Source organism: Ruegeria sp. CDSA021 (genome assembly GCF_059612325.1).
The window spans coordinates 299726-319088 of sequence record NZ_JBXWQJ010000003.1 but is presented as its reverse complement, the minus strand read 5'-3'; the positions used below and the strand labels follow the sequence as shown (position 1 = coordinate 319088).

General features: G+C 56.2%; 19 protein-coding genes. 9 read left to right on the top strand and 10 right to left on the bottom strand.

Annotated features, from left to right (window positions below; genetic code table 11):
* Positions 1–74: 74 nt before the first annotated feature.
* The 4 genes from AC2FLD_RS05990 to AC2FLD_RS05975 all read right to left on the bottom strand — a co-directional run bounded on the left by AC2FLD_RS05990 (position 75) and on the right by AC2FLD_RS05975 (position 1978).
* On the bottom strand, positions 75–488 hold the full coding sequence (locus AC2FLD_RS05990) for a secondary thiamine-phosphate synthase enzyme YjbQ (RefSeq protein ID WP_496667932.1): 414 nt from the start codon (positions 486–488) through the stop codon (positions 75–77).
* 21 nt (positions 489–509) lie between these two features.
* Positions 510–914, bottom strand: coding sequence for a hypothetical protein (locus AC2FLD_RS05985; RefSeq protein ID WP_050602695.1), 405 nt, complete (start codon positions 912–914; stop codon positions 510–512).
* A gap of 78 nt (positions 915–992) precedes the next feature.
* Complete coding sequence (locus AC2FLD_RS05980) at positions 993–1541, bottom strand: DUF4166 domain-containing protein (RefSeq protein ID WP_496667931.1); 549 nt, start codon at positions 1539–1541, stop codon at positions 993–995.
* On the bottom strand, positions 1541–1978 hold the full coding sequence (locus AC2FLD_RS05975; protein ID WP_496667930.1) for a thiol-disulfide oxidoreductase DCC family protein: 438 nt from the start codon (positions 1976–1978) through the stop codon (positions 1541–1543). Before AC2FLD_RS05975 ends, AC2FLD_RS05980 begins: the two co-directional genes overlap by 1 nt.
* Positions 1979–2376: 398 nt before the next feature.
* Between AC2FLD_RS05975 and AC2FLD_RS05970 the strand changes: the two genes are divergently transcribed.
* Positions 2377–3327, top strand: coding sequence for a helix-turn-helix domain-containing protein (locus AC2FLD_RS05970; protein ID WP_496667929.1), 951 nt, complete (start codon positions 2377–2379; stop codon positions 3325–3327).
* A 173-nt stretch (positions 3328–3500) separates the two neighbouring features.
* Here the strand turns inward: AC2FLD_RS05970 and rpoD are convergent, their stop codons facing one another.
* The 4 genes from rpoD to AC2FLD_RS05950 form a co-directional block, all read right to left on the bottom strand.
* A complete protein-coding gene (gene rpoD, locus AC2FLD_RS05965) occupies positions 3501–5489 on the bottom strand; it encodes an RNA polymerase sigma factor RpoD (protein ID WP_496667928.1) in 1989 nt (662 codons plus the stop codon).
* A 114-nt stretch (positions 5490–5603) separates the two neighbouring features.
* Positions 5604–7550: a DNA primase gene (dnaG, locus tag AC2FLD_RS05960; RefSeq protein WP_496667927.1), complete on the bottom strand. Its 1947-nt coding sequence runs from the start codon at positions 7548–7550 to the stop codon at positions 5604–5606.
* An 80-nt stretch (positions 7551–7630) separates the two neighbouring features.
* Positions 7631–7927 carry a hypothetical protein gene (locus AC2FLD_RS05955; RefSeq protein ID WP_050602700.1) on the bottom strand — a complete coding sequence of 99 codons (297 nt, stop codon included), beginning with the start codon at positions 7925–7927 and terminating at the stop codon, positions 7631–7633.
* Between the two features lie 132 nt (positions 7928–8059).
* Positions 8060–9490: a Glu/Leu/Phe/Val family dehydrogenase gene (locus AC2FLD_RS05950; protein WP_496667926.1), complete on the bottom strand. Its 1431-nt coding sequence runs from the start codon at positions 9488–9490 to the stop codon at positions 8060–8062.
* A 332-nt stretch (positions 9491–9822) separates the two neighbouring features.
* On the opposite strand from AC2FLD_RS05950, the gene AC2FLD_RS05945 reads away from it, so the two are divergent.
* From AC2FLD_RS05945 to AC2FLD_RS05935, 3 genes are all read left to right on the top strand, one after another.
* Entirely contained in the window at positions 9823–11460 is a 1638-nt protein-coding gene (locus tag AC2FLD_RS05945; protein WP_496667925.1) for a Tad domain-containing protein, read from the top strand.
* Entirely contained in the window at positions 11457–11987 is a 531-nt protein-coding gene (locus tag AC2FLD_RS05940) for a TadE/TadG family type IV pilus assembly protein (RefSeq protein ID WP_496667924.1), read from the top strand. Before AC2FLD_RS05945 ends, AC2FLD_RS05940 begins: the two co-directional genes overlap by 4 nt.
* A gap of 85 nt (positions 11988–12072) precedes the next feature.
* Positions 12073–12588 (top strand): TadE/TadG family type IV pilus assembly protein, encoded by a 516-nt coding sequence (locus AC2FLD_RS05935; RefSeq protein ID WP_496667923.1) that lies wholly within the window; start codon positions 12073–12075, stop codon positions 12586–12588.
* Here AC2FLD_RS05935 and AC2FLD_RS05930 read toward each other — a convergent pair.
* Positions 12550–13029 (bottom strand): hypothetical protein, encoded by a 480-nt coding sequence (locus AC2FLD_RS05930; protein ID WP_496667922.1) that lies wholly within the window; start codon positions 13027–13029, stop codon positions 12550–12552. The genes AC2FLD_RS05935 and AC2FLD_RS05930 overlap by 39 nt on opposite strands.
* A gap of 157 nt (positions 13030–13186) precedes the next feature.
* On the opposite strand from AC2FLD_RS05930, the gene AC2FLD_RS05925 reads away from it, so the two are divergent.
* Complete coding sequence (locus AC2FLD_RS05925; protein ID WP_496667921.1) at positions 13187–14098, top strand: pirin family protein; 912 nt, start codon at positions 13187–13189, stop codon at positions 14096–14098.
* Between the two features lie 21 nt (positions 14099–14119).
* Here AC2FLD_RS05925 and AC2FLD_RS05920 read toward each other — a convergent pair whose 3' ends face one another.
* Positions 14120–14707, bottom strand: coding sequence for a TetR/AcrR family transcriptional regulator (locus tag AC2FLD_RS05920; protein ID WP_496667920.1), 588 nt, complete (start codon positions 14705–14707; stop codon positions 14120–14122).
* Positions 14708–14811: 104 nt separating this feature from the next.
* Here AC2FLD_RS05920 and AC2FLD_RS05915 point away from each other — a divergent pair, with 104 nt between their 5' ends.
* The 4 genes from AC2FLD_RS05915 to recJ all read left to right on the top strand — a co-directional run bounded on the left by AC2FLD_RS05915 (position 14812) and on the right by recJ (position 19362).
* On the top strand, positions 14812–15060 hold the full coding sequence (locus tag AC2FLD_RS05915; protein ID WP_496667918.1) for a hypothetical protein: 249 nt from the start codon (positions 14812–14814) through the stop codon (positions 15058–15060).
* A gap of 126 nt (positions 15061–15186) precedes the next feature.
* Positions 15187–16473 carry a homoserine dehydrogenase gene (locus AC2FLD_RS05910; RefSeq protein WP_496667917.1) on the top strand — a complete coding sequence of 429 codons (1287 nt, stop codon included), beginning with the start codon at positions 15187–15189 and terminating at the stop codon, positions 16471–16473.
* Positions 16474–16542: 69 nt separating this feature from the next.
* The gene (glpX, locus tag AC2FLD_RS05905; protein WP_050602710.1) at positions 16543–17526 is read left to right on the top strand and encodes a class II fructose-bisphosphatase; all 984 of its coding nucleotides are present in this window, start codon (positions 16543–16545) and stop codon (positions 17524–17526) included.
* 93 nt (positions 17527–17619) lie between these two features.
* Complete coding sequence (gene recJ, locus AC2FLD_RS05900) at positions 17620–19362, top strand: single-stranded-DNA-specific exonuclease RecJ (protein WP_496667916.1); 1743 nt, start codon at positions 17620–17622, stop codon at positions 19360–19362.
* Position 19363 lies beyond the last annotated feature (1 nt).

Here is a 19363-nt window from a genome sequence, read left to right as displayed (position 1 = left end):
GGCTTACTTATCCACAACTATAGGGCAGCCGCTAGGGTTTGGGTAGTCGGAAATTTCAACCGCTAGATAAAGGGTCAGACCAGGTGCGCAACGACACGTCTGGGATGCGGCGCTGTTCGGTGCTCAAACAGATAAATCCCCTGCCAGGTTCCAAGCACCATCCGACCCCGTGACACCGGGATCGACAACGACACAGGCATAAGTGTCGCCTTGATATGCGCGGGCATGTCGTCTGGCCCTTCATACGTGTGCCGCAAATAGGACATGGCCGGGTGATTGGAAGGCGGCACAAGCCTTTCGAAAAAAGCCTGCAAATCGGTTTGAACCTCAGGGTCGGCGTTTTCCTGAATCAGCAAGGAACAGGAGGTATGGCGGACGAACAACGTCAAAACGCCATCGGACACCCCTTGAGCAAGCCAATTCCGCACGTCAGACGTGAATTCGTAAAGCCCGGCCCCTTGGGTGTGCACAACGAATTCAGTCTGCATCGTGGCGATCCCGTGAAATTATCAGTCGTTGAAGAACGGCCGATAGTTACACCGTGCGTTTGCACCTTGTACAGATTCACTGTTGCCAGGCTGAAAGCCGTACGAGACAAAGCTGCTGGGTTGTACATCGACGGATTGAGGTTGCTTGATCGAAAACTGAACCGCCGTTCTGCGCCCGGTGGTGACACTGGGCCCGTATCCGCGCAACACGTAGATCCTGTCTTGCCAACCCAAACCTAAAGTCCGGCGTGCATAATCTGCGGCCGCACACCAATAGCCTTCCGTGCGTTGATCGCCGCGTGGGACAACCTCAAAATCGGTGGCATTTATGGGTTCTGTTCGATACCCGTTCGGCGCAGCATCTGCGGTCACGGGAATACTGAGAGCCAGGGCCGCAAGCGCGGCGAAGGTGAAAAACTGTTTCATCGTTAATTCTTCCCTGATTGTCTGTTCCAAATAGGTTAGTCGAACTTTACCAAGTGCACAGGGCACCTCACGATCAATTCAACCCGCCTCGTGCATTGCGTGATCCAGAGTGAGCCAGCCCTGGTATCGGATCAGCAGCCCCAACCCCGGTGCTTCAGCGGAAACATCAAATCGAAATCGGCCCAGCGCGTCCTGCCATTCCCGTGTGTCCGAGCGCGGCAGGGAAAAGGTGGGCATCGGAATGCCAAGGACCGTCAAGCGAAGAATTTTGATGCATAAGGACCCATTCTGCAAGTTGGGTTGAAGCCAGATTGAAATCGCTCCGAAATCTTCGCGGACGCAGTTTCGTTTAGCGTCATAGGTCAGATGCGATGTGGTGCAATGCCCGCCAAAGTCGCGCTGCCAACTCAAGGCTTCGCCCTCGGCGCTTATCGTGACGGAAACCGGAACATCATGTCCATTCGGCGGAAACCCAGCCAGGCGCGTCGCAAAAGACGCCAGGATGCCAGCACCGCGCACAATATCACATTGGCCGGAAAACCGGCCGTCGGTCATGTGCAACTGACTGACAGCTTCGGGCAGATCCTCAACCGGGCCCAACGCCTTAAGAAAGGGGTCGGCCGCCATCAAAACCCATCACGAGCAAAACGCGCCACAATATCAGGCTCGGGCACCAAACATGTGCCGGACCTTCCAAACAGCCGGTATCTGTTCCGTGCAATCAATCGATACGCAGGGTCCTTGATCGCCTTGGGTAGAAACCGGCACAACGACAACACCCGCCACAATCCCTGCAGCTGACGCATCGCTGCGGCAAACGCATCCAAGTGTTGATAGATCACCCCATCCACGATCACCAAATTGGTTTCAAAATCCTGCGTCGGCAATTCAAGCACCTGGTAGAGTTTTTGGCCAAGCGGGGATTGTGCGGTTGCGAACTGAAAGCGATGGGATCGATCGTGTCTGAGCATGAAATTGAAGAACCCCGAACACAGCACGCATTCGCCGTCGAACACGATCAGGTTCCGGCCATAGGCTTCTGTAATTTCAGCATGGTCCTGCATGATCCCGACACCAATAGGCCGCTTTGACGGCAAGGTGACAAATCCCTTACGTCAGAGCAATGCGACATCTGCGAAAGGTAAATGCGTGCCGGGGAGCGCTGAACAGAGAGTGGTGATTTCTCCGGCGGCTCTGACCTCATCCCCATAAAGGTGCTGACCCGGCAACACAGCTTATCTGGGGGCCTGACCCAATATGAACATGCGCGATCCGGTCAATCCTTTTTTTGGTTCGGCCATCTGCTGCCAGAAGGTCGCGAAAAACCCAACTATCACGCAGATTTTTGTGATAATCTGCCTATGGTTTTGTAATCGTAAGGTATTGTTGTGCGATGGACGTGAATGTTGGCCGTCTTCATTTCTTTATTCAGGCGCTCGATCGCCACAGCGGCAATCATGATATGTCTCGGGCTGTCCTGAAGAAAACCGGCCTCAGGCCGCAGGACATCGCCCCTCCGGTTGAAACCTGCAGCATTCAGAAAGAGGCCCTGTTCGTCCGCTACGCCTGTGACGCGACCAAAGACATTACCTTTGCGGCCCGTACTGGGCTTGAGGTCACATCCGCATCGACCGTGACGGCCTATATCAGCAAGTATTCACGCGATCTGAAACAGGTAATGGAGAATCTTTCACGTTTTCACGGAATCATTGACCCGGCTATCGCGCTCAGTCTGCGCATTGCCGGGAATTTTGCTGCTCTGGAAGCCGATTGGAAAGATGCAGGGTTTGCCCGTTTTCACCGACGCACAGAATTTCTGATCTTCGCGGCCCTCGCAAGAATGCGGAACCTGACTCAGGTCAACCTGAACCCAATTGAGATACGATTTCAGCACAAGGTTGGGGATCACGCCAAAAGGTTTGAAAAACTCGCAGGTTTTCCAGTGGTCTTTGGGTCGGAGAAGATTGAGATTGTCCTGCCTCTCTCGGCGCTGGATATATCGGTACCGACTTATGACCCTAAACTGCGCGAGCATCTGCTGGAATACGGTGAACGTCTGTTGGCAGAATGCACGAAACCCGATCATTCGATCCGCGCACTTACCGAAGGGCTTATCACCCGGTCCCTGCCCGGCACGATCCCGCAGGCCGAGACTATCGCCTCTGACCTTGGAATGAGTCTCAGAACCTTTAGCCGGCGCCTTAAGGAAGAAGGCACAAGCTATCGCGACATCGTGGACGACCTCAGATGCGATCTGGCCCAGACCTTCCTGACCAACCAGATGTCTCTGTCTGAGATTTCATTTTCACTTGGGTATGCAGATCAGGCCGCCTTCTCAACCGCATTCAAGCGCTGGACTGGCCAACCGCCAAGCGCCTTCAAGACCCGCGTCGAGCATCCCCTTCGAACGTGAGACCGGGGGTCATCAGCCAAAAAACCTCGCCCCGGCCCTGTCCCATGAGTGGACAAAACCGATATAGACAAGGGCACCGCCCATCCCGTGTGATATCCCGCCAATGTGATGAGAGAACAGGCCATCGTGATGACCGAATAAAAAAAGGCGCCTCGGGTGAGGCGCCTTTCGACTTACTGATCCAAGAAAGACCGCAGTTTTCGTGACCGGCTGGGGTGCTTCAACTTGCGCAGCGCCTTCGCCTCGATCTGACGGATCCGTTCGCGGGTCACGCTGAACTGCTGGCCAACCTCTTCCAGAGTGTGGTCAGTGTTCATACCGATGCCGAAACGCATCCGCAGGACCCGCTCCTCACGCGGCGTGAGCGAGGCCAGAACCCGTGTGGTGGTTTCCTTCAGGTTTTCCTGAATGGCGCTGTCCAGTGGCAGCACTGCATTCTTGTCCTCGATGAAATCGCCCAGTTGGCTGTCTTCTTCGTCGCCAATCGGGGTTTCCAGCGAGATCGGTTCCTTGGCGATCTTCATCACCTTGCGAACCTTCTCGAGCGGCATTTGCAGCTTTTCGGCCAGTTCTTCCGGCGTGGGTTCGCGGCCGATTTCGTGTAGCATCTGACGGCCGGTCCGGACCAGCTTGTTGATCGTTTCGATCATGTGCACCGGAATACGGATCGTGCGGGCCTGATCCGCTATCGAGCGCGTGATCGCCTGACGGATCCACCAGGTCGCATAGGTCGAGAACTTGTAGCCGCGACGGTATTCGAACTTGTCCACGGCCTTCATCAGGCCAATGTTACCTTCCTGAATAAGATCAAGGAATTGCAGACCACGGTTCGTGTACTTTTTGGCGATCGAAATCACCAGGCGCAGGTTGGCTTCGACCATTTCCTTCTTGGCCTGCCGCGCCTCTTTCTCGCCCTTCTGAACCTGCTGCACGATGCGGCGGAATTCAGAGATATCGAGACCAACATACTGACCGACTTGCGCCATATCGTTGCGCAGTTCTTCGACCTTGGCAGTTGAACGTTCGATGAACATTTGCCAGCCGCGGCCCGGCTTTTCAGCCATATCCGACATCCAGTTCGGGTCCAGCTCGCGCCCGCGATAAGCGTCGATGAATTCGCGGCGGTTGATACGGGCCTGGTCGGCCAGTTTCACCATCGAACTGTCCAGCGACATAATCCGGCGGTTGATGCCATAAAGCTGGTCAATCAGCGCTTCGATCCGGTTGTTGTGCAGATGCAAACCGTTCACCAGTTCGACAATCTCGGCACGCAGTTTCTGATAGGTCTCTTCGTCCTTTGCGCTGAACGTGCCGTCTTCGTTCAACGTAGCCGAAATCCGGCTGTCCTGCATCTCCGACAGCATCGAGAAGTCGGTCGAGATTCGTTCCAACGTGGTCAGAACCTGATCTTTCAGCGCCGCTTCCATCGCGGCCAGAGACATGTTGGCCTGATCATCATCGTCGTCGTCATCATCGTTGTTCAGCGGGTTGCCATCCGCATCCAGTTCTGGGCCGGTGTCTTTGGCCGGCTTCGCCGCCTGCACCGCCGACGTATCAACCACCGGTTCTTCAACATCGCCATCTTCGTCCAGCTGGTTGCCGAACGTAGTTTCCAGATCAATGACATCCCGTAGAAGAATGTCTTCGGACAGCAATTCGTCATGCCAGATGGTGATCGCCTGGAAGGTCAGTGGGCTTTCGCACAGACCGGCAATCATGGTGTTGCGACCGGCCTCGATCCGCTTGGCGATGGCAATCTCGCCCTCGCGGCTCAGCAGTTCAACAGACCCCATCTCACGCAGATACATGCGGACGGGATCATCAGTGCGGTCCAGCTTTTCGGTGGCGGCCCCAGCCAACACAACCTCGCGGTTGCTATCGGTAGTGGTCAGTTCGGTCGAGCCTTTGTTCTCTTCCTCTTCGGCTTCTTCATCTTCGATAATGTTGATGCCCATCTCGGACAGCATCGACATGACGTCTTCGATCTGTTCCGAGCTGACCTGGTCAGGCGGCAGAACCTGATTGAGCTGGTCGTAGGTGATGTAACCTTTCTCGCGGGCCTCGGCGATCATCTTCTTGACGTTGGCCTGACTCATGTCCAGCGAGATTTCCTGTTCCTGCTCGTCGGATTTGCGGTCTTCGTTTGTATCCTTGGCGGCCATTCAATGCTCCTGCAGGGATGGGTGATTCGTTTGAACCGAATCATTAGCGCGTTGAAGTGATTCGGCCACCCGTTTACCCGTTTTTCTTTTCCAGTGCCTTACGAAAACACCATTTTACCGGCGTTTCCGTTCAAAATTGATGCCGGACATGATTGCCTTGAACGCGTCTTTCTCGTCGCGGTTGATTCGCGCGCCATTGTCGGCAATGTCGAACACGGCCCGGTCCTCGTTCTGGCTGCGGCTTGTGCGGTTGCGCTCTTCGGCGGCTTGCGCCAGCCGATATGTCAGCGCCTCATCGGCCAGATCAGACAATTCCTCCGCCGCTTCGGCAATCTCAGCATCCAACCCCTGGAGCGCTTTGATCTTTGCGAGTTCCTCGGCCAGCGTCATCTCGGCCTTTTCAACGTCGCCCGGTTTGTACACGCAGGGGATCACTGCGACATGGCGAAGGGCCAGCAGGTTTTCAAGGGGCTGGGGGCCTAAAGACTCCATAATGTGGTCTTTCAGGTGGTCCGGGTCATCGATCGCATGACGCAGGACAACGTCGCGCAACGCTGCGTGATCTGGATCGTGACACTCCATATCCTCAAGCTGGTGCTCGAACTGCACGACAACTTTTGGGTTGAGGATGGCGATGGCCAGAATGGCTGCCTCGCGCAGTTGGATATCAGCCGTCTCGGACGAGGCCAGGAAAGATGAACGCGCACCCGGCGTTGCCGATTGGGGCGGTTTCCATTTCCCACGCGGTTGCCACTGTCGGTTCTGCGGCTGGCGTTGGGGACGGAAAAGCTGCCAGCGCAAATCCTTGATCTCTTGCCCATAATGCGAGCGGATCGACGGGTCGCGGATCAGCTTGATCTTGTCCCGCAGGGATTTATCCAGCGCCGCCTTGCGCTCCGGGCTGTCAAAGATCTTACCCTCAGTCTCCCGCTGCCACAGCAGTTTGACCATCGGAATGGCACCTTCCAGTACAGTCTGAACAGCGCCCGGCCCCTCTGCCCGCAACAGATCGTCAGGATCTTTGCCTTCGGGCATCAGTGCAAAGCGCAGGGATTTTCCCGCTTCGAGCAACGGCAAGGCCAAATCGACCGCCCGCATCGCAGCGCGTAAACCTGCCGTGTCGCCATCCAGCGCAATGACCGGCTCATTGGAAACGCGCCAGAGCAATTGCAGCTGATGCTCGGTGATCGCGGTGCCCAAGGGGGCAACCGACGCGCCAAAGCCCGCCTCGGCCAGCGCGATTACGTCCATATACCCTTCGGCAACGATCAGCGGCTGCCCTTTCCCTGCCGCCTGCCGCGCGGGTCCATGGTTATACAGGCTGCGCCCTTTGTCGAACAATTCGGTCTCGGGCGAGTTCAGGTATTTGGCGTTGTCATTTGGGTCCATAGCCCGCCCGCCAAACGCGATGCAACGCCCGCGCGGATCGCGAATAGGAAACATGATGCGGTTGCGGAAGGTGTCATACGGCTTCTTTCCCTTGTTCGAGGGCTTGACCAGCCCTGCCCCAAGGATCAGATCATCGGCCACATTCTTGCCGCGCAGATGATCCCACAAGGCCTGCCAACCATCCGGGGCAAAGCCAATCTCCCACCGATCCAGTGCTTGTGCATCCAGACCACGGCTTACCAGGTAATCACGTGCAGATGCCCCCGCCCCGGTCTTGAGCTGCAGACGGAAGAATTGCGCCGCCTGCTCCATCACATCGGCCAATTGCGACCGGCGGTCCTGCTTTTCTTGCGCTTTGGGATCACGGGCGGGCATGGGCATCCCAGCCTCACGCGCCAGAATCTCAACCGCTTCGATGAACGAGACATTCTCGGTCTCTTTCACAAAGCTGATGGCGTCACCTTTCGCATGACAACCGAAGCAGTAATAAAACCCCTTCTGATCGTCCACGTGGAACGAAGCTGTCTTTTCATGGTGAAACGGGCATGGGGCCCACATATCGCCCTTGCCCTGATTTGACTTGCGCTGATCCCACATGACTTTGCGCCCAACGACCTGAGACAGGCTTAGCCGGGTGCGCAACTCATCCAGAAATCCGGGGGGCAAAGACATGGATCAAACCTGCCAGAAATGACAACCCGCGCCAAGGGGACGGCGCGGGCTTATCCACAGAGAATTGGCTTGGTTGTGGATTATTGCTGCAGACACAGCTCCAACCACGCCGCGCCCAGGTCCTTCTTGCGCACATCGCGCATCTTTTGTTCATAGACCCAAGGCGCAATCAGCGGAATGGCCGCGTTATAGTTTTCCGGCCACGTTGGCGAGTTGTCCGTAATCGCCTGCGCGACGTCGCGCTCTTTGACCTTGTCCAACCGCGCCTTCTGGATCGCGGCCACCACATCGGCCTGATATTTACAGCTTTGCTCGGCGCTGTCCTGAGCCAGTGAAGGGGTGGCAAGCAAGGCCGCGACGATGGCGATACGCAACATGGGGTTCTCCCGGATTCGTTTCTTTCGGCACAGCTTACCCGTCAGAACTTTGGGCTGCCATCATCCATTTCAACACTTGGCATCACGGCAGCGTCAGAGCGGGGCAGCCGACCTGCCCCACTCAATTTAAGATCAGAGCCCTTTGGCGCGATAACTTTTCGCAACGCGGTCGATGGCCACGATATAGGCCGCCGTCCGCAGATCCTCGACATCATCGCGGCTGTGCCAGACCTCGCGCATCGACTGGTAAGCAATGCGCATGGTGTCATCCAGACCGGACCGAACCAGCTCCAGCTCATCGGCCCCCTTCAGATATTGCGACTTAAAGTCGGGCGACATGGTCCAGGCATCACCCAAATAGCGGTCGAGCCTTTCCAGTTCGCTGACGATCAACTCATGCCGGGCTTCTTCCTGTCGGCGCTGCATCCGGCCAAAGCGAATATGGCTGAGGTTCTTGACCCACTCGAAGTACGAGACCGTCACACCGCCCGCGTTGGCATACATGTCCGGTATGATCACCGTGCCTTTCTTACGCAGAATTTCATCCGCACCCGCCGTCACCGGCCCATTGGCTGCTTCGATGATCAATGGGGCTTTGATCCGTTCGGCATTGGACAGGTTGATCACCCCCTCCAAAGCAGCCGGGATCAGGATGTCGCAATCCGATTCCAGCACGCTTGCACCTTCGGCCGAATGCGTTGCATCGGGATAATCCTTGACGCCGCCATGTTTGACGATCCACTGCCGAACCGCTTCGACGTCGATACCTTCGGGGTTATAAAGCGCGCCGTCCCATTCGATGATACCAACAATGATTGAACCGTCCTGCTCACTTAGGAACTTGGCCGCGTGATATCCCACGTTGCCCAATCCCTGCACGACGACGCGTTTGCCGTCCAGTTTGCCCGACAGGCCGGCTTTCTGGACATCTTCGGGATGACGGAAAAACTCGCGCAGCGCGTATTGAATGCCGCGTCCCGTCGCCTCAACCCGACCAGCAATGCCGCCCGCGTTCAAAGGTTTCCCGGTCACACAGGCGCGCGCGTTGATATCAGTCGTATTCATCCGTGCGTATTGGTCGGCCATCCATGCCATCTCTCGCTCGCCCGTTCCCATATCCGGGGCCGGGACGTTCTGGGACGGGTTGATCAGGTCACGCTTGGCCAACTCATAGGCAAAGCGCCGGGTGATCTGCTCCATCTCATATTCTTCGTATTTGCGTGGGTCGATGCACAATCCGCCTTTCGATCCGCCAAAAGGCGTTTCAACCAGAGCGCATTTATACGTCATCAGAGCGGCCAGCGCCTCAACTTCGTCCTGGTTCACCGCTGTTGCGTAACGAATGCCGCCTTTGACAGGCTCCATATGCTCGGAATGCACGGAACGATACCCCGTGAATGTGTGAATTTCACCGCGTAAGCGTACACCGAACCGAACGGTATAGGTCGCGTTGCAAACCCGGATCTTTTGCTCCAATCCCGGCGGCAGGTCCATTAGGGACGCCGCCCTGTTAAACATCAGATCAACGCTTTCACGAAAGCTGGGTTCTTTGATGCTGGTCATACAATCCTCCGATTAGGTATCAGACGCGACGTCATGTCGTTTTGTCGCACCAGTTAGAACAGGCTGCAATCAAACAATGCACTTTTTTTCATCATTTCCGTCATAAAGTTCTGATCGGCTGAGGATGAGTCGCCCACTCTTTCTCAAACCTTAACGGATTGTTTTCAATTCATTGACAGATGGCGCGTGGCGGCCGTCTTTATAGCTGAAAAGTGCGCAAAAAGGCCAAAACCAAGCCTTTTCTGCCTAATTCGCGCCACGATTGAAGGCTAGTGTTAACGCAAAGTTCTTTTCTTGACCGCATGAAATAAACGCGGGGCGGAGTCATCACAATGAACACATTTTCAACTCAGAAGAATGGTTTGAAGCCGAAGCTTCAGCCTACTTATATTCGTAAGTTTGCCAAAGAAGAAGACGGCACGTTTACTATTTTCGTGCTGTTCATGGTAGTCTTGATGCTTGCGATCACCGGCATGTCAATGGATGTCATGAAATATGAACGCGACCGTGCAAGCCTTCAGTCCACCCTGGACCGTGCTGTGCTGGCGGCCGCCGACCTTGACCAGAAACTTCCAGCCAAAGAGGTTGTCGATGCGTACATGGACAAGGCCGGGCTGGGCAATCTTGAAGCCGTTACCACGGTTACAGAAGGTTTTGGCTCCAGAAGCGTAACGGCAACGGCCGATGCTGTCATGCCAACGCGTTACCTACGGTTTGGCAAGGTTACAGAATTGGCGATGCAAGCGAATAGTGCGGCTGAAGAATCGATCGGCGCGGTGGAAATTTCGCTAGTTCTCGATATTTCTGGGTCCATGTCTCGCGTTTCGGCCACGCCTTCGAAAACCAAGATCGCTGTGCTGCGCGAGGCCGCCTCGGAATTTGTCCGTCTGATGTTAGACAAACCAGGGGAAGGTCAAATTTCAATCTCGATCGTCCCATATGCAACTCAGGTAAATGCTGGTGCTCCAATTCTGGACAAGTTTACTAACGTAACGCAGGAGCATAGCTATTCGCATTGCGTAAACTTTATTCCGGAGCAGTACAGCGATGCTGACTTGCACGTAGGTGATACGTTGGAACGCACGGCTCATTTCGATCCCTTCACCTATTCTGAAGGTTCAATTGACCTGCCCGTTTGCCCAGTTCGCGCAGGCAGCGCAATCACACCTGTGACGGACAATATGAATAAGCTCCTTGGGCAAATTGCATCGCTCACGCCGGGCGGGAACACATCAATCGATATCGGAGTGAAGTGGGGAACTGCCCTTTTGGACCCCAGTACTCGGTCAATTGTACAGCAACTATCGACAGAACAAGACCCGGCATATGCACCGTCAACGATCGTTCCAAGCAAGTTTTCGGTGCGCCCGACAGACTATAATTCGGACGTCTTGAAAATTATCATTGTCATGACCGACGGGCAGAACACAGACCAATATATGCTCAATCCCTCGTTGCGCGAAGGTATGTCGGACGTTTGGTACAATTCCGAAGCAGGCGAATATACCGTTTACCATTCTCAAGGCCGTCCGAACTTTTTCTGGCCCCAGCAAAACGTGTGGGCGGATCACCCCTTCGGAAACCCCGAGCCTGAGACACCTTTGAACGAGGAAACCGGGACGGCGGTTCGCTTGACCTATCCCGAACTGTTTAACCGTACCTCATTGGCCTGGAACGCCAGATACAATTACTACTGGCAATCCAGCGGTTGGGCGGAATGGTATTCCAAAGCTTACTCCAAGGTAGAAACTTCGGCAAAGAACCAACACACAAAACACGTGTGTGGCGCAGCGAAAGACGAAGGTATCATTGTCTATGGAATCGCATTTGAAGCACCGCGTGCTGGCTTCAGAACGCTCCAAGACTGTGCCAGTTCGGATAGCCACGTCTATGACGTTAGCGGTCTAAATCTTGAAAAAGCATTCGAATCAATTGCCTCATCCATCCACAAATTGAGACTGACCCAATGATCCGGAAAATGCTGTCAAAGCTCGGCCCCTTCCGGCGATCCGAGACAGGAAATGCAACGATCGAGTTTGTCATGCTCGTTCCGGGCTTCCTAGCTCTTCTTGTGGCAGGAACCGAGCTGTCGATCATTACAATGCAGCACGCTGCCCTTGAACGTGGTGTAGATTTGGTCGTACGGGACATTCGACTGGGTACAGGCACCAACTGGAATCATGATGAGATCAAGAACCGGATTTGTAATGTTTCCGGTATCAAGGACTGTTCAGGCAACCTGCGGCTGCAGATGGTCCAACAGGACGCATTTGCAGGCATCGTTCTTTCAGATGATGTCCCCTGCACGGACAGTTCCGAAGATCCCAAGCCTGTCTTGGATTTCAAAAGTGGCCAATCCAATGAACTAATGATTTTGCGGGCCTGCCTTCGCATTGATCCAGTTCTTGAGACGTCGGCCATTGCAAAAGTTGTCCCTGACGGGTCCGGCCACTACGCGGTAACCGCGACAACAGCATTCGTACAGGAGCCGATTTAAGATCATGTCTGTACTCAAAAACCTGAAAAGCCGCGTCAAAGCCTTCAAGAACGACGAAAGTGGGATTCTGACGGTAGAAGCACTCATGATTTTCCCGCTGATGCTTTGGACAATCACGTTCACCTTCACGGCTTTTGAAGGATTTCGTCAAAGTGCGTCCAACCTGAAAGCAGCCTACACGGTCAGTGATCTGATCTCGCGCGAAACGCAGGCTGTGACAGATGTGTACTTTGACTCGCTGCACGACTTGGCAGGGAAGATGATCAACAACCGGTCTGAAATAAAGATGCGGGTTTCGCTGATCGTTTACGACGCAGACGATGACCGCCATTATGTGCGTTGGTCAACCGTGCGCGGCTTTGATAAGGAATGGAACGACAATAGCATCCAGGGTATCGAAAACCGCCTGCCTCCGATGACTAATCAGGACACGGTAATTTTAGTTGAGACTTCCAACGAATACATTCCAACATTCAAACCGGGTTGGGATTTTGCGACGGGTATCACTTTTGAAAACTTCATTTTTACCCGCCCCCGCTTTACCAACGAAGTCGCTTGTAACCTAGCGAAGACACCTTTCGTCTGCGATAAGAACGCTTAAAGCTTCCGACATAAACTTGGCTTCGGCGGCAGCTGTCATGCCGCCCACGCCAACCCTGCGGCCCACGCGCCACCACAGACCGGGCGCCCAACGGTTCGGCATTTTGTGGCGCATACGAACCAGAAAACCATTTGACGGTTTGAATGCGAAGACACCCCGATCCACGGCCTCGATGTTTTCCACTTTTGCAATGACTTCACCGGACCCCGAACGTATCTCGGTCTGAGTCAGCTCTATGCAGTCTTCGGTTGCGCGCCAGACTGAATATGCCAGCCAAAGCGACGCTCCGCCGATTGCAAACAGGAAGATTTGCCACACCGGTTCGGGTGGCGATACCACGGCGACGTAAGTCACCAAGACCCCGACCGTCGTCAGCATCCCTACCCCGGCCCAACGTCTGGGCGTGGATGCCTGAATCGTTGCCAGCACTTCGTCCTGCATGGAAGCCTCCTGTTTCATCCCACTCGACTTAGCTACTTTGAACGGGAAACAACAGAGGTTTGCTTGCGATGCAAATTCGCACAGGTTTGGTTTATTTGCGTAAATTGACTGCATGAGCGCAGAACTTAAATGCTGCTCAAACGAACCGGAGGTTACCATGTCTCTCAGACCTACATTGGAAACGCGCAAGGCTATTCCCACGATGGAAGGGGCCGGAGTAAAGCTGCATCGTGCATTCGGGTTTCAGGATCCATCGGAACTGGATCCTTTCCTGCTGTTCGACGATTTTCGAAACGATCAGCCGCAGGACTATCAGGCCGGGTTTCCCTGGCATCCGCATCGGGGGATCGAAACGATCACCTATGTTCTGGCTGGATCGGTCGAGCATTCCGATTCATTGGGCAACACTGGCACCTTAGGTGCTGGCGATGTGCAATGGATGACGGCGGGTTCAGGTATTTTGCATCAGGAAATGCCGCACGGAAACGCCTCGGGCCAGATGCACGGTTTCCAACTGTGGGGCAACCTGCCTTCAGACCAGAAGATGACCACCCCTCGGTATCAGGATGTTCAAAGCAAGGACATTCCCGAAATCACCGATGACGACGGCACGACCGTGCGGGTGATTGTCGGTGATTTTTGGGGTAAAACCGGGCCTGTAGATGGTATCGCGGCAGACCCGCAATACCTGGACATCTCTGTCCCGGCAGGTGTGAAAAAGACGTTTCGGATCGACACCTATCGCCGGGCTTTCGCCTATGTGTTTCAGGGCCAGGCCGCCTTTGCCGACGCATCGCAGCCGGCAGGAGTGCTCTTGGAGAAAGAGGTCGCAGGGCAAGAGGTCAACATCCGCGACATGTCCGGCGACAGAACCCTTGTTCGTTTTGGCACCGGGGATGAAATCACGGTTCAGGCAGGCCCGGAAGGTGTTCGGTTCCTGTTGATATCTGGCGCTCCAATCGATGAGCCAGTCGCATGGCATGGTCCCATCGTGATGAACACCCGGACCGAACTGGAACAGGCGTTTCGGGAACTGCGAAACGGGACGTTCATTCGCCCCGCGCACTAGCATAATGGCGGTCTGACCTTGTCAGGCCGTCACCGCTTTGTGCACCATGTTCCAATAGATCTGTTCAACCTCATCCAGCGACAGTCGGCCACCGGATCGGTACCAGGTCATCACACCGTTCAACATGGCAATCACAGCAAGCGTTGCAATCTTGGTATCCGGTATCGCAAACTGACCGGCCTGTTGTCCGGTGTGAAGGATGTTTTCCAGTGCGTTTTCGTACTGTCGGCGAAGGTCTTCAATTTCAGCAAAGTTCTCAGGCGTAAGGTTTCGCAACTCCATATACGCGATAAAGACTTCATCGGGGCGTTGCAGGTGGAACCGGATATGGAACCCCACGAACTGGCGCAGCGCTTCTTGTGCGTCTTGGCCTAGCTGCAAGTCACCAAGTGCCGAAAGCAGTTCTTGCATATGTTCCCGCATCAACCGGAACAACAAATGTTGCTTGTCTGGTGTGTAGTTGTACAACGCCCCGGCCTGCACGCCGACTTCTTTTGCGATTTGCCGCATCGAAACAGCCGCATAGCCGTGACGCGCAAACAGGTTCAGCGCGGCCTTGCGAATGCGTGGGCCGGTTATGTCGGAATGAGAGCCTTGAGTACGTGCCATGTACTCACAATATCTGAACAATTGTTCAGATAGAACCCCGCTTGATCGACGGTGCCAAAACGTGCATCACAATGGGGCACGTAACACCAGAAAAAGCGCACCCAATGAAACTGCTGCCATTACTGCCGTTTGTTCTTCTTTGCGCCGGATGCGCAGATTTCCCCGAGTTGGAAGGCAGCGAAGCGGCCTCGGTCAAAAAAGCCCCCTACCCGCGCCTTGTTCCATTGCAAGAAACACTAGGGCCTGCCATTGATCCGGTCAGCGAGGCTGCAGCGGTCGAAGAAGACCTGACACAGCGCAGCGAAGCATTGGCGCAAAAGGCAGAAGCGCTGCAAAACGCACCCACCAACTAAAGCGCGGTATTTCACCCCTACAATTGCCCGGTGACGGATTGCACCATTGGTCCGAACCCGATAAGGCAGCGCTGATCGGACAAACGTCCGAATTCAGTTAGATTCCGGCGGAAAGGGACACACGACATGACACAGGCACTGCGGCTGGGAATTGCGGGCTTGGGAACAGTCGGCGTCGGTGTCGTCAAGATTGTCCGCCGCCATGCCGATTTGCTGAAAGCGCGCACAGGCCGTTCGATTGAGATCGTGGCAGTGTCTGCACGAGATCCCAACAAAGATCGCGGTGTAAACCTGTCGGGTTATGCCTGGGAAACCGATCCAGTCACGTTGGCGAAACGCGACGATATCGATGTTTATGTCGAGTTGATGGGTGGTGAAAACGGCCCCGCCAAAGCTTCGGTCGAGGCAGCCTTGGCCTCGGGCAAGGATGTTGTCACTGCCAACAAGGCATTGCTGGCCATCCACGGTCAAGAGTTGGCAGAACAGGCCGAGGCCGCGGGTCGTGTCATCCGCTTTGAGGCTGCAGTTGCTGGTGGCATCCCGGTGATCAAATCCCTCACTGAAGGTCTGGCCGGAAACGAGATCACACGCGTCATGGGCGTGATGAACGGAACCTGCAACTACATCCTGACACGGATGCAATCGCAGCGTCAGGGATATAATGCCCTGTTCGATGAGTGCGCCGAACTTGGGTACCTGGAAGCCGACCCCAATCTGGACGTGGGCGGTATCGACGCGGCGCATAAACTGGCATTGCTTGCCTCAATCGCCTTTGGCACCAAACCAAATTTTAACGGCATCGAGATTGAAGGTATTCAGCAAATCAGCCTCGACGATATCGATCAGGCCGAGGACATGGGCTTTCGCATCAAGCTGCTGGGTGTCGCGCAGCGCACCGCGCGCGGACTTGAGCAACGTATGCAACCTTGCCTCGTACCCAGCGACTCGCCGCTGGGTCAGTTGGAAGGCGGCACCAATATGGTGGTGATCGAAGGCGACTCGGTCGAACAGGTCGTGTTGCGTGGTCCCGGAGCAGGCGAAGGTCCAACAGCCAGCGCCGTGATGGGCGATGTTTGCGATCTGGCGCGTGGACTGCAAATCCCGACCTTTGGCCGGCCTGCCACCTCGCTCGAGGCCGCCAAACCGGCCGTCACCGGACTGCCTGCGCCCTATTATTTACGGCTGGGCCTGTTGGACAAGCCAGGTGCACTGGCCAAGGTGGCTGCCATTTTGGGCGATGCCGGTGTTTCGATCGACAGGATGCGCCAGTATGCCCATGCTGAAAGCACAGCGCCTGTGCTGATCGTCACTCACAAAACCACCCGCGCCGCACTGGACGTTGCGCTGGACGGGTGCCGAAACACGGATGTGGTGGCAGGTGAGCCTGTTGCTTTGCGGATTGAAGAGGTTTGATCTTGCGGCCTGCATGAAACGCAAGCTATGCCGGTAGAAACGGCTTTACTGATCAAGGGATACTGAACAATGAGTGCTGCCAGAACCGATTTTAACGACCGCCTGCTGTCTCTGGGGCTTGCAAGGGTGGCGGAACAGGCTGCACTGGCCTCGGCCTCGCTTGTGGGGCGTGGCGATGAGAAAGCCGCCGATCAGGCAGCCGTAAACGCCATGCGCGAACAGCTGAACCTGCTGGACATTGCCGGTGTTGTGGTGATCGGTGAAGGTGAACGCGATGAAGCACCAATGTTGTATATCGGTGAAGAGGTCGGCACCGGAAGCGGCCCCGGTGTGGACATCGCGCTGGACCCGCTGGAAGGCACCACGCTGACTGCCAAGGATATGCCCAACGCGCTGACCGTGATCGCAATGGGCCCTCGTGGATCGATGCTACACGCGCCGGACGTTTACATGGACAAGCTGGCTGTTGGTCCGGGTTTGCCCGAGGGCGTGGTCGACCTGGACATGTCCCCGCGAGAACGGGTGGAAGCTCTGGCAAAGGCCAAGGACTGCAAACCGGCCGACATCACCGTTTGCATTCTGGAGCGCCCCCGCCACGAAGCGATGATTGCCGAGGTACGCGAAACCGGTGCCTCGATCCGCCTGATCACCGATGGTGACGTGGCTGGCGTCATGCATTGTGCCGAAAGTGAAGTGACCGGCATCGACATGTATATGGGTCAGGGCGGCGCACCCGAAGGTGTTCTGGCTGCCGCGGCCCTGAAGTGTATGGGCGGTCAGATCTTTGGTCGTTTGGTGTTCCGCAACGATGACGAACGTGGTCGGGCCGCCAAGGCAGGCATCACCGATCTGGACCGTGTGTATGCGCGCGATGAGATGGTGACTGCGGATGTCATTTTTGCCGCAACGGGTGTGACTGGCGGTTCGTTGCTGCCGCGCATCAAACGCGAACCGGGTTGGGTGGAAACCACGACGCTGCTGATGCGGTCGAAAACCGGGTCGGTGCGCCGCATGTCCTATCGCACGCCCACATGGCCACACGACGAAGCGTAACGGCTTGCGCCATTGCCTTCGGCGCGAGTATTTCTGAAAAGATGAAGAGGCCGGATCCGCAAGGGTCCGGCCTTGGCGCATAAGAGGCGGGACATGAGTTTTCTTGGGGTTGAGCAATCGTTGACAGGGCGGCGTTGGGTTGGTCCCGCCGCCGAGGTAGAGCGCGCCTCTGAGATGATGGCACAACAGACCGACCTGCCACGCGCGGTGTGTCAGGTTCTGGCCCGACGCGGCGTACCGGTTATGGAGGCACGCAGCTTTCTGGACCCCAAACTCAAGGAATTGCTGCCTGACCCTCGTGCGATGAAAGACATGGAGGCTGCGGCGGCACGCTTTCTGGCAGCTGTTCGACATGGCCAAAAGATCGCTGTGTTTGCGGATTACGATGTCGACGGCGGCAGCTCTGCCGCGTTGCTACTGGTCTGGCTGCGGCAGATGGGCCTGCAGGCGACGCTGTATGTGCCCGACCGGATAGACGAAGGGTACGGCCCCAATGTGCCCGCCATGCGGGACCTGGCGGCGGCGCATGACCTGATCATATGCGTCGATTGCGGGACGCTCAGCCATGATCCGATCGCAGCGGCCAAAGGGGCCGACGTAATCGTGCTGGATCATCACCTTGGCGGCGAGACGCTGCCGGATTGCGTCGCTGTCGTGAACCCCAACCGTCAGGATGAAAGCGGTGATCTGGGCTATCTGTGCGCGGCGGGCGTTGTGTTTCTGATGCTGGTCGAAGCCGGACGCCAATTGCGCGAAGCAGGCACAAAAGGGCCGGATCTGATGTCCATGCTGGATCTGGTGGCGTTGGCCACTGTGGCCGATGTTGCACCTCTGATCGACGCCAATCGCGCTCTGGTTCGGCAAGGCTTGAAGGTGATGGCGCAGCGGCAGCGCCCCGGTCTTGTGGCCCTGTCCGATGTCTCACGCATGGATACGGCGCCAAACAGCTACCACCTAGGTTTCCTGCTTGGCCCCCGCGTGAACGCAGGTGGGCGGGTCGGTCAGGCCGATTTGGGTGCGCGATTGTTGAGCACAGAGTCTCTGCACGAAGCACAGGCCTTGTCCGAACGTCTGGACGCTTTGAACACGGAACGTCGTGACATTGAAAACGCGGTTCGCGCCGCTGCGATGGAACAGGCCGAGGACCGCGGTATGGACGCGCCATTGGTGTGGGCAGCAGGTGAAGGCTGGCACCCCGGCGTGGTGGGGATTGTGGCCTCGCGCCTGAAGGAAACCGCCAACCGTCCGGCCATCGTGATCGGCTTTGACGGCGAAGAAGGCAAAGGTTCCGGACGATCGGTTTCGGGCGTTGATCTGGGGGCTTCAATCCAGCGCCTCGCCGCCGAAGGGCTGCTGGTTAAAGGCGGCGGTCATAAAATGGCGGCGGGTCTGACGGTGATGCGCGACAAGCTTGAACCTGCCATGGAACGTCTGAGCGAATTGCTGGCCAAACAAGGGGCCGGTCAGAGTGGCCCGACCGACCTGAAACTGGATGGCACGCTCATGCCCGGTGCGGCAACGGTTGATCTGATCGAACAAGTTGAACAGGCAGGGCCATTTGGGGCTGCGGCCCCTGCCCCGCGCTATGCTTTGCCGGATCTGCAGGTGCGCTTTGCCAAACGTGTGGGGGAAACGCATCTGAAACTGTCGCTCGCCGATGGCATGGGTGGTGGGCTGGACGCAATTGCCTTTGGTGCCTTTGATGGGCCGATGGGTGAGAAGCTGTCAAATCATGGTGGTGCGCGCTTCCATTTCGCGGGTCGGCTTGAGGTGAACACATGGGGCGGACGTCAATCCGTGCAACTCAGGCTGGAGGATGCAGCAGAGGCCAATTGAC

Coding starts and splice junctions, on each gene's coding strand:
- glpX (WP_050602710.1), top strand. CDS start 16,543: ATGAGTGCTGCCAGAACCGATTTTAACGACCGCCTGCTGTCTCTGGGG.
- recJ (WP_496667916.1), top strand. CDS start 17,620: ATGAGTTTTCTTGGGGTTGAGCAATCGTTGACAGGGCGGCGTTGGGTT.
- AC2FLD_RS05925 (WP_496667921.1), top strand. CDS start 13,187: ATGTCTCTCAGACCTACATTGGAAACGCGCAAGGCTATTCCCACGATG.
- AC2FLD_RS05970 (WP_496667929.1), top strand. CDS start 2,377: ATGTCTCGGGCTGTCCTGAAGAAAACCGGCCTCAGGCCGCAGGACATC.
- AC2FLD_RS05990 (WP_496667932.1), bottom strand. CDS start 488: ATGCAGACTGAATTCGTTGTGCACACCCAAGGGGCCGGGCTTTACGAA.
- AC2FLD_RS05920 (WP_496667920.1), bottom strand. CDS start 14,707: ATGGCACGTACTCAAGGCTCTCATTCCGACATAACCGGCCCACGCATT.
- AC2FLD_RS05950 (WP_496667926.1), bottom strand. CDS start 9,490: ATGACCAGCATCAAAGAACCCAGCTTTCGTGAAAGCGTTGATCTGATG.
- AC2FLD_RS05940 (WP_496667924.1), top strand. CDS start 11,457: ATGATCCGGAAAATGCTGTCAAAGCTCGGCCCCTTCCGGCGATCCGAG.
- AC2FLD_RS05975 (WP_496667930.1), bottom strand. CDS start 1,978: ATGCAGGACCATGCTGAAATTACAGAAGCCTATGGCCGGAACCTGATC.
- AC2FLD_RS05945 (WP_496667925.1), top strand. CDS start 9,823: ATGAACACATTTTCAACTCAGAAGAATGGTTTGAAGCCGAAGCTTCAG.
- AC2FLD_RS05910 (WP_496667917.1), top strand. CDS start 15,187: ATGACACAGGCACTGCGGCTGGGAATTGCGGGCTTGGGAACAGTCGGC.
- AC2FLD_RS05955 (WP_050602700.1), bottom strand. CDS start 7,927: ATGTTGCGTATCGCCATCGTCGCGGCCTTGCTTGCCACCCCTTCACTG.
- AC2FLD_RS05930 (WP_496667922.1), bottom strand. CDS start 13,029: ATGCAGGACGAAGTGCTGGCAACGATTCAGGCATCCACGCCCAGACGT.
- AC2FLD_RS05915 (WP_496667918.1), top strand. CDS start 14,812: ATGAAACTGCTGCCATTACTGCCGTTTGTTCTTCTTTGCGCCGGATGC.
- AC2FLD_RS05985 (WP_050602695.1), bottom strand. CDS start 914: ATGAAACAGTTTTTCACCTTCGCCGCGCTTGCGGCCCTGGCTCTCAGT.
- dnaG (WP_496667927.1), bottom strand. CDS start 7,550: ATGTCTTTGCCCCCCGGATTTCTGGATGAGTTGCGCACCCGGCTAAGC.
- AC2FLD_RS05980 (WP_496667931.1), bottom strand. CDS start 1,541: ATGGCGGCCGACCCCTTTCTTAAGGCGTTGGGCCCGGTTGAGGATCTG.
- AC2FLD_RS05935 (WP_496667923.1), top strand. CDS start 12,073: ATGATTTTCCCGCTGATGCTTTGGACAATCACGTTCACCTTCACGGCT.
- rpoD (WP_496667928.1), bottom strand. CDS start 5,489: ATGGCCGCCAAGGATACAAACGAAGACCGCAAATCCGACGAGCAGGAA.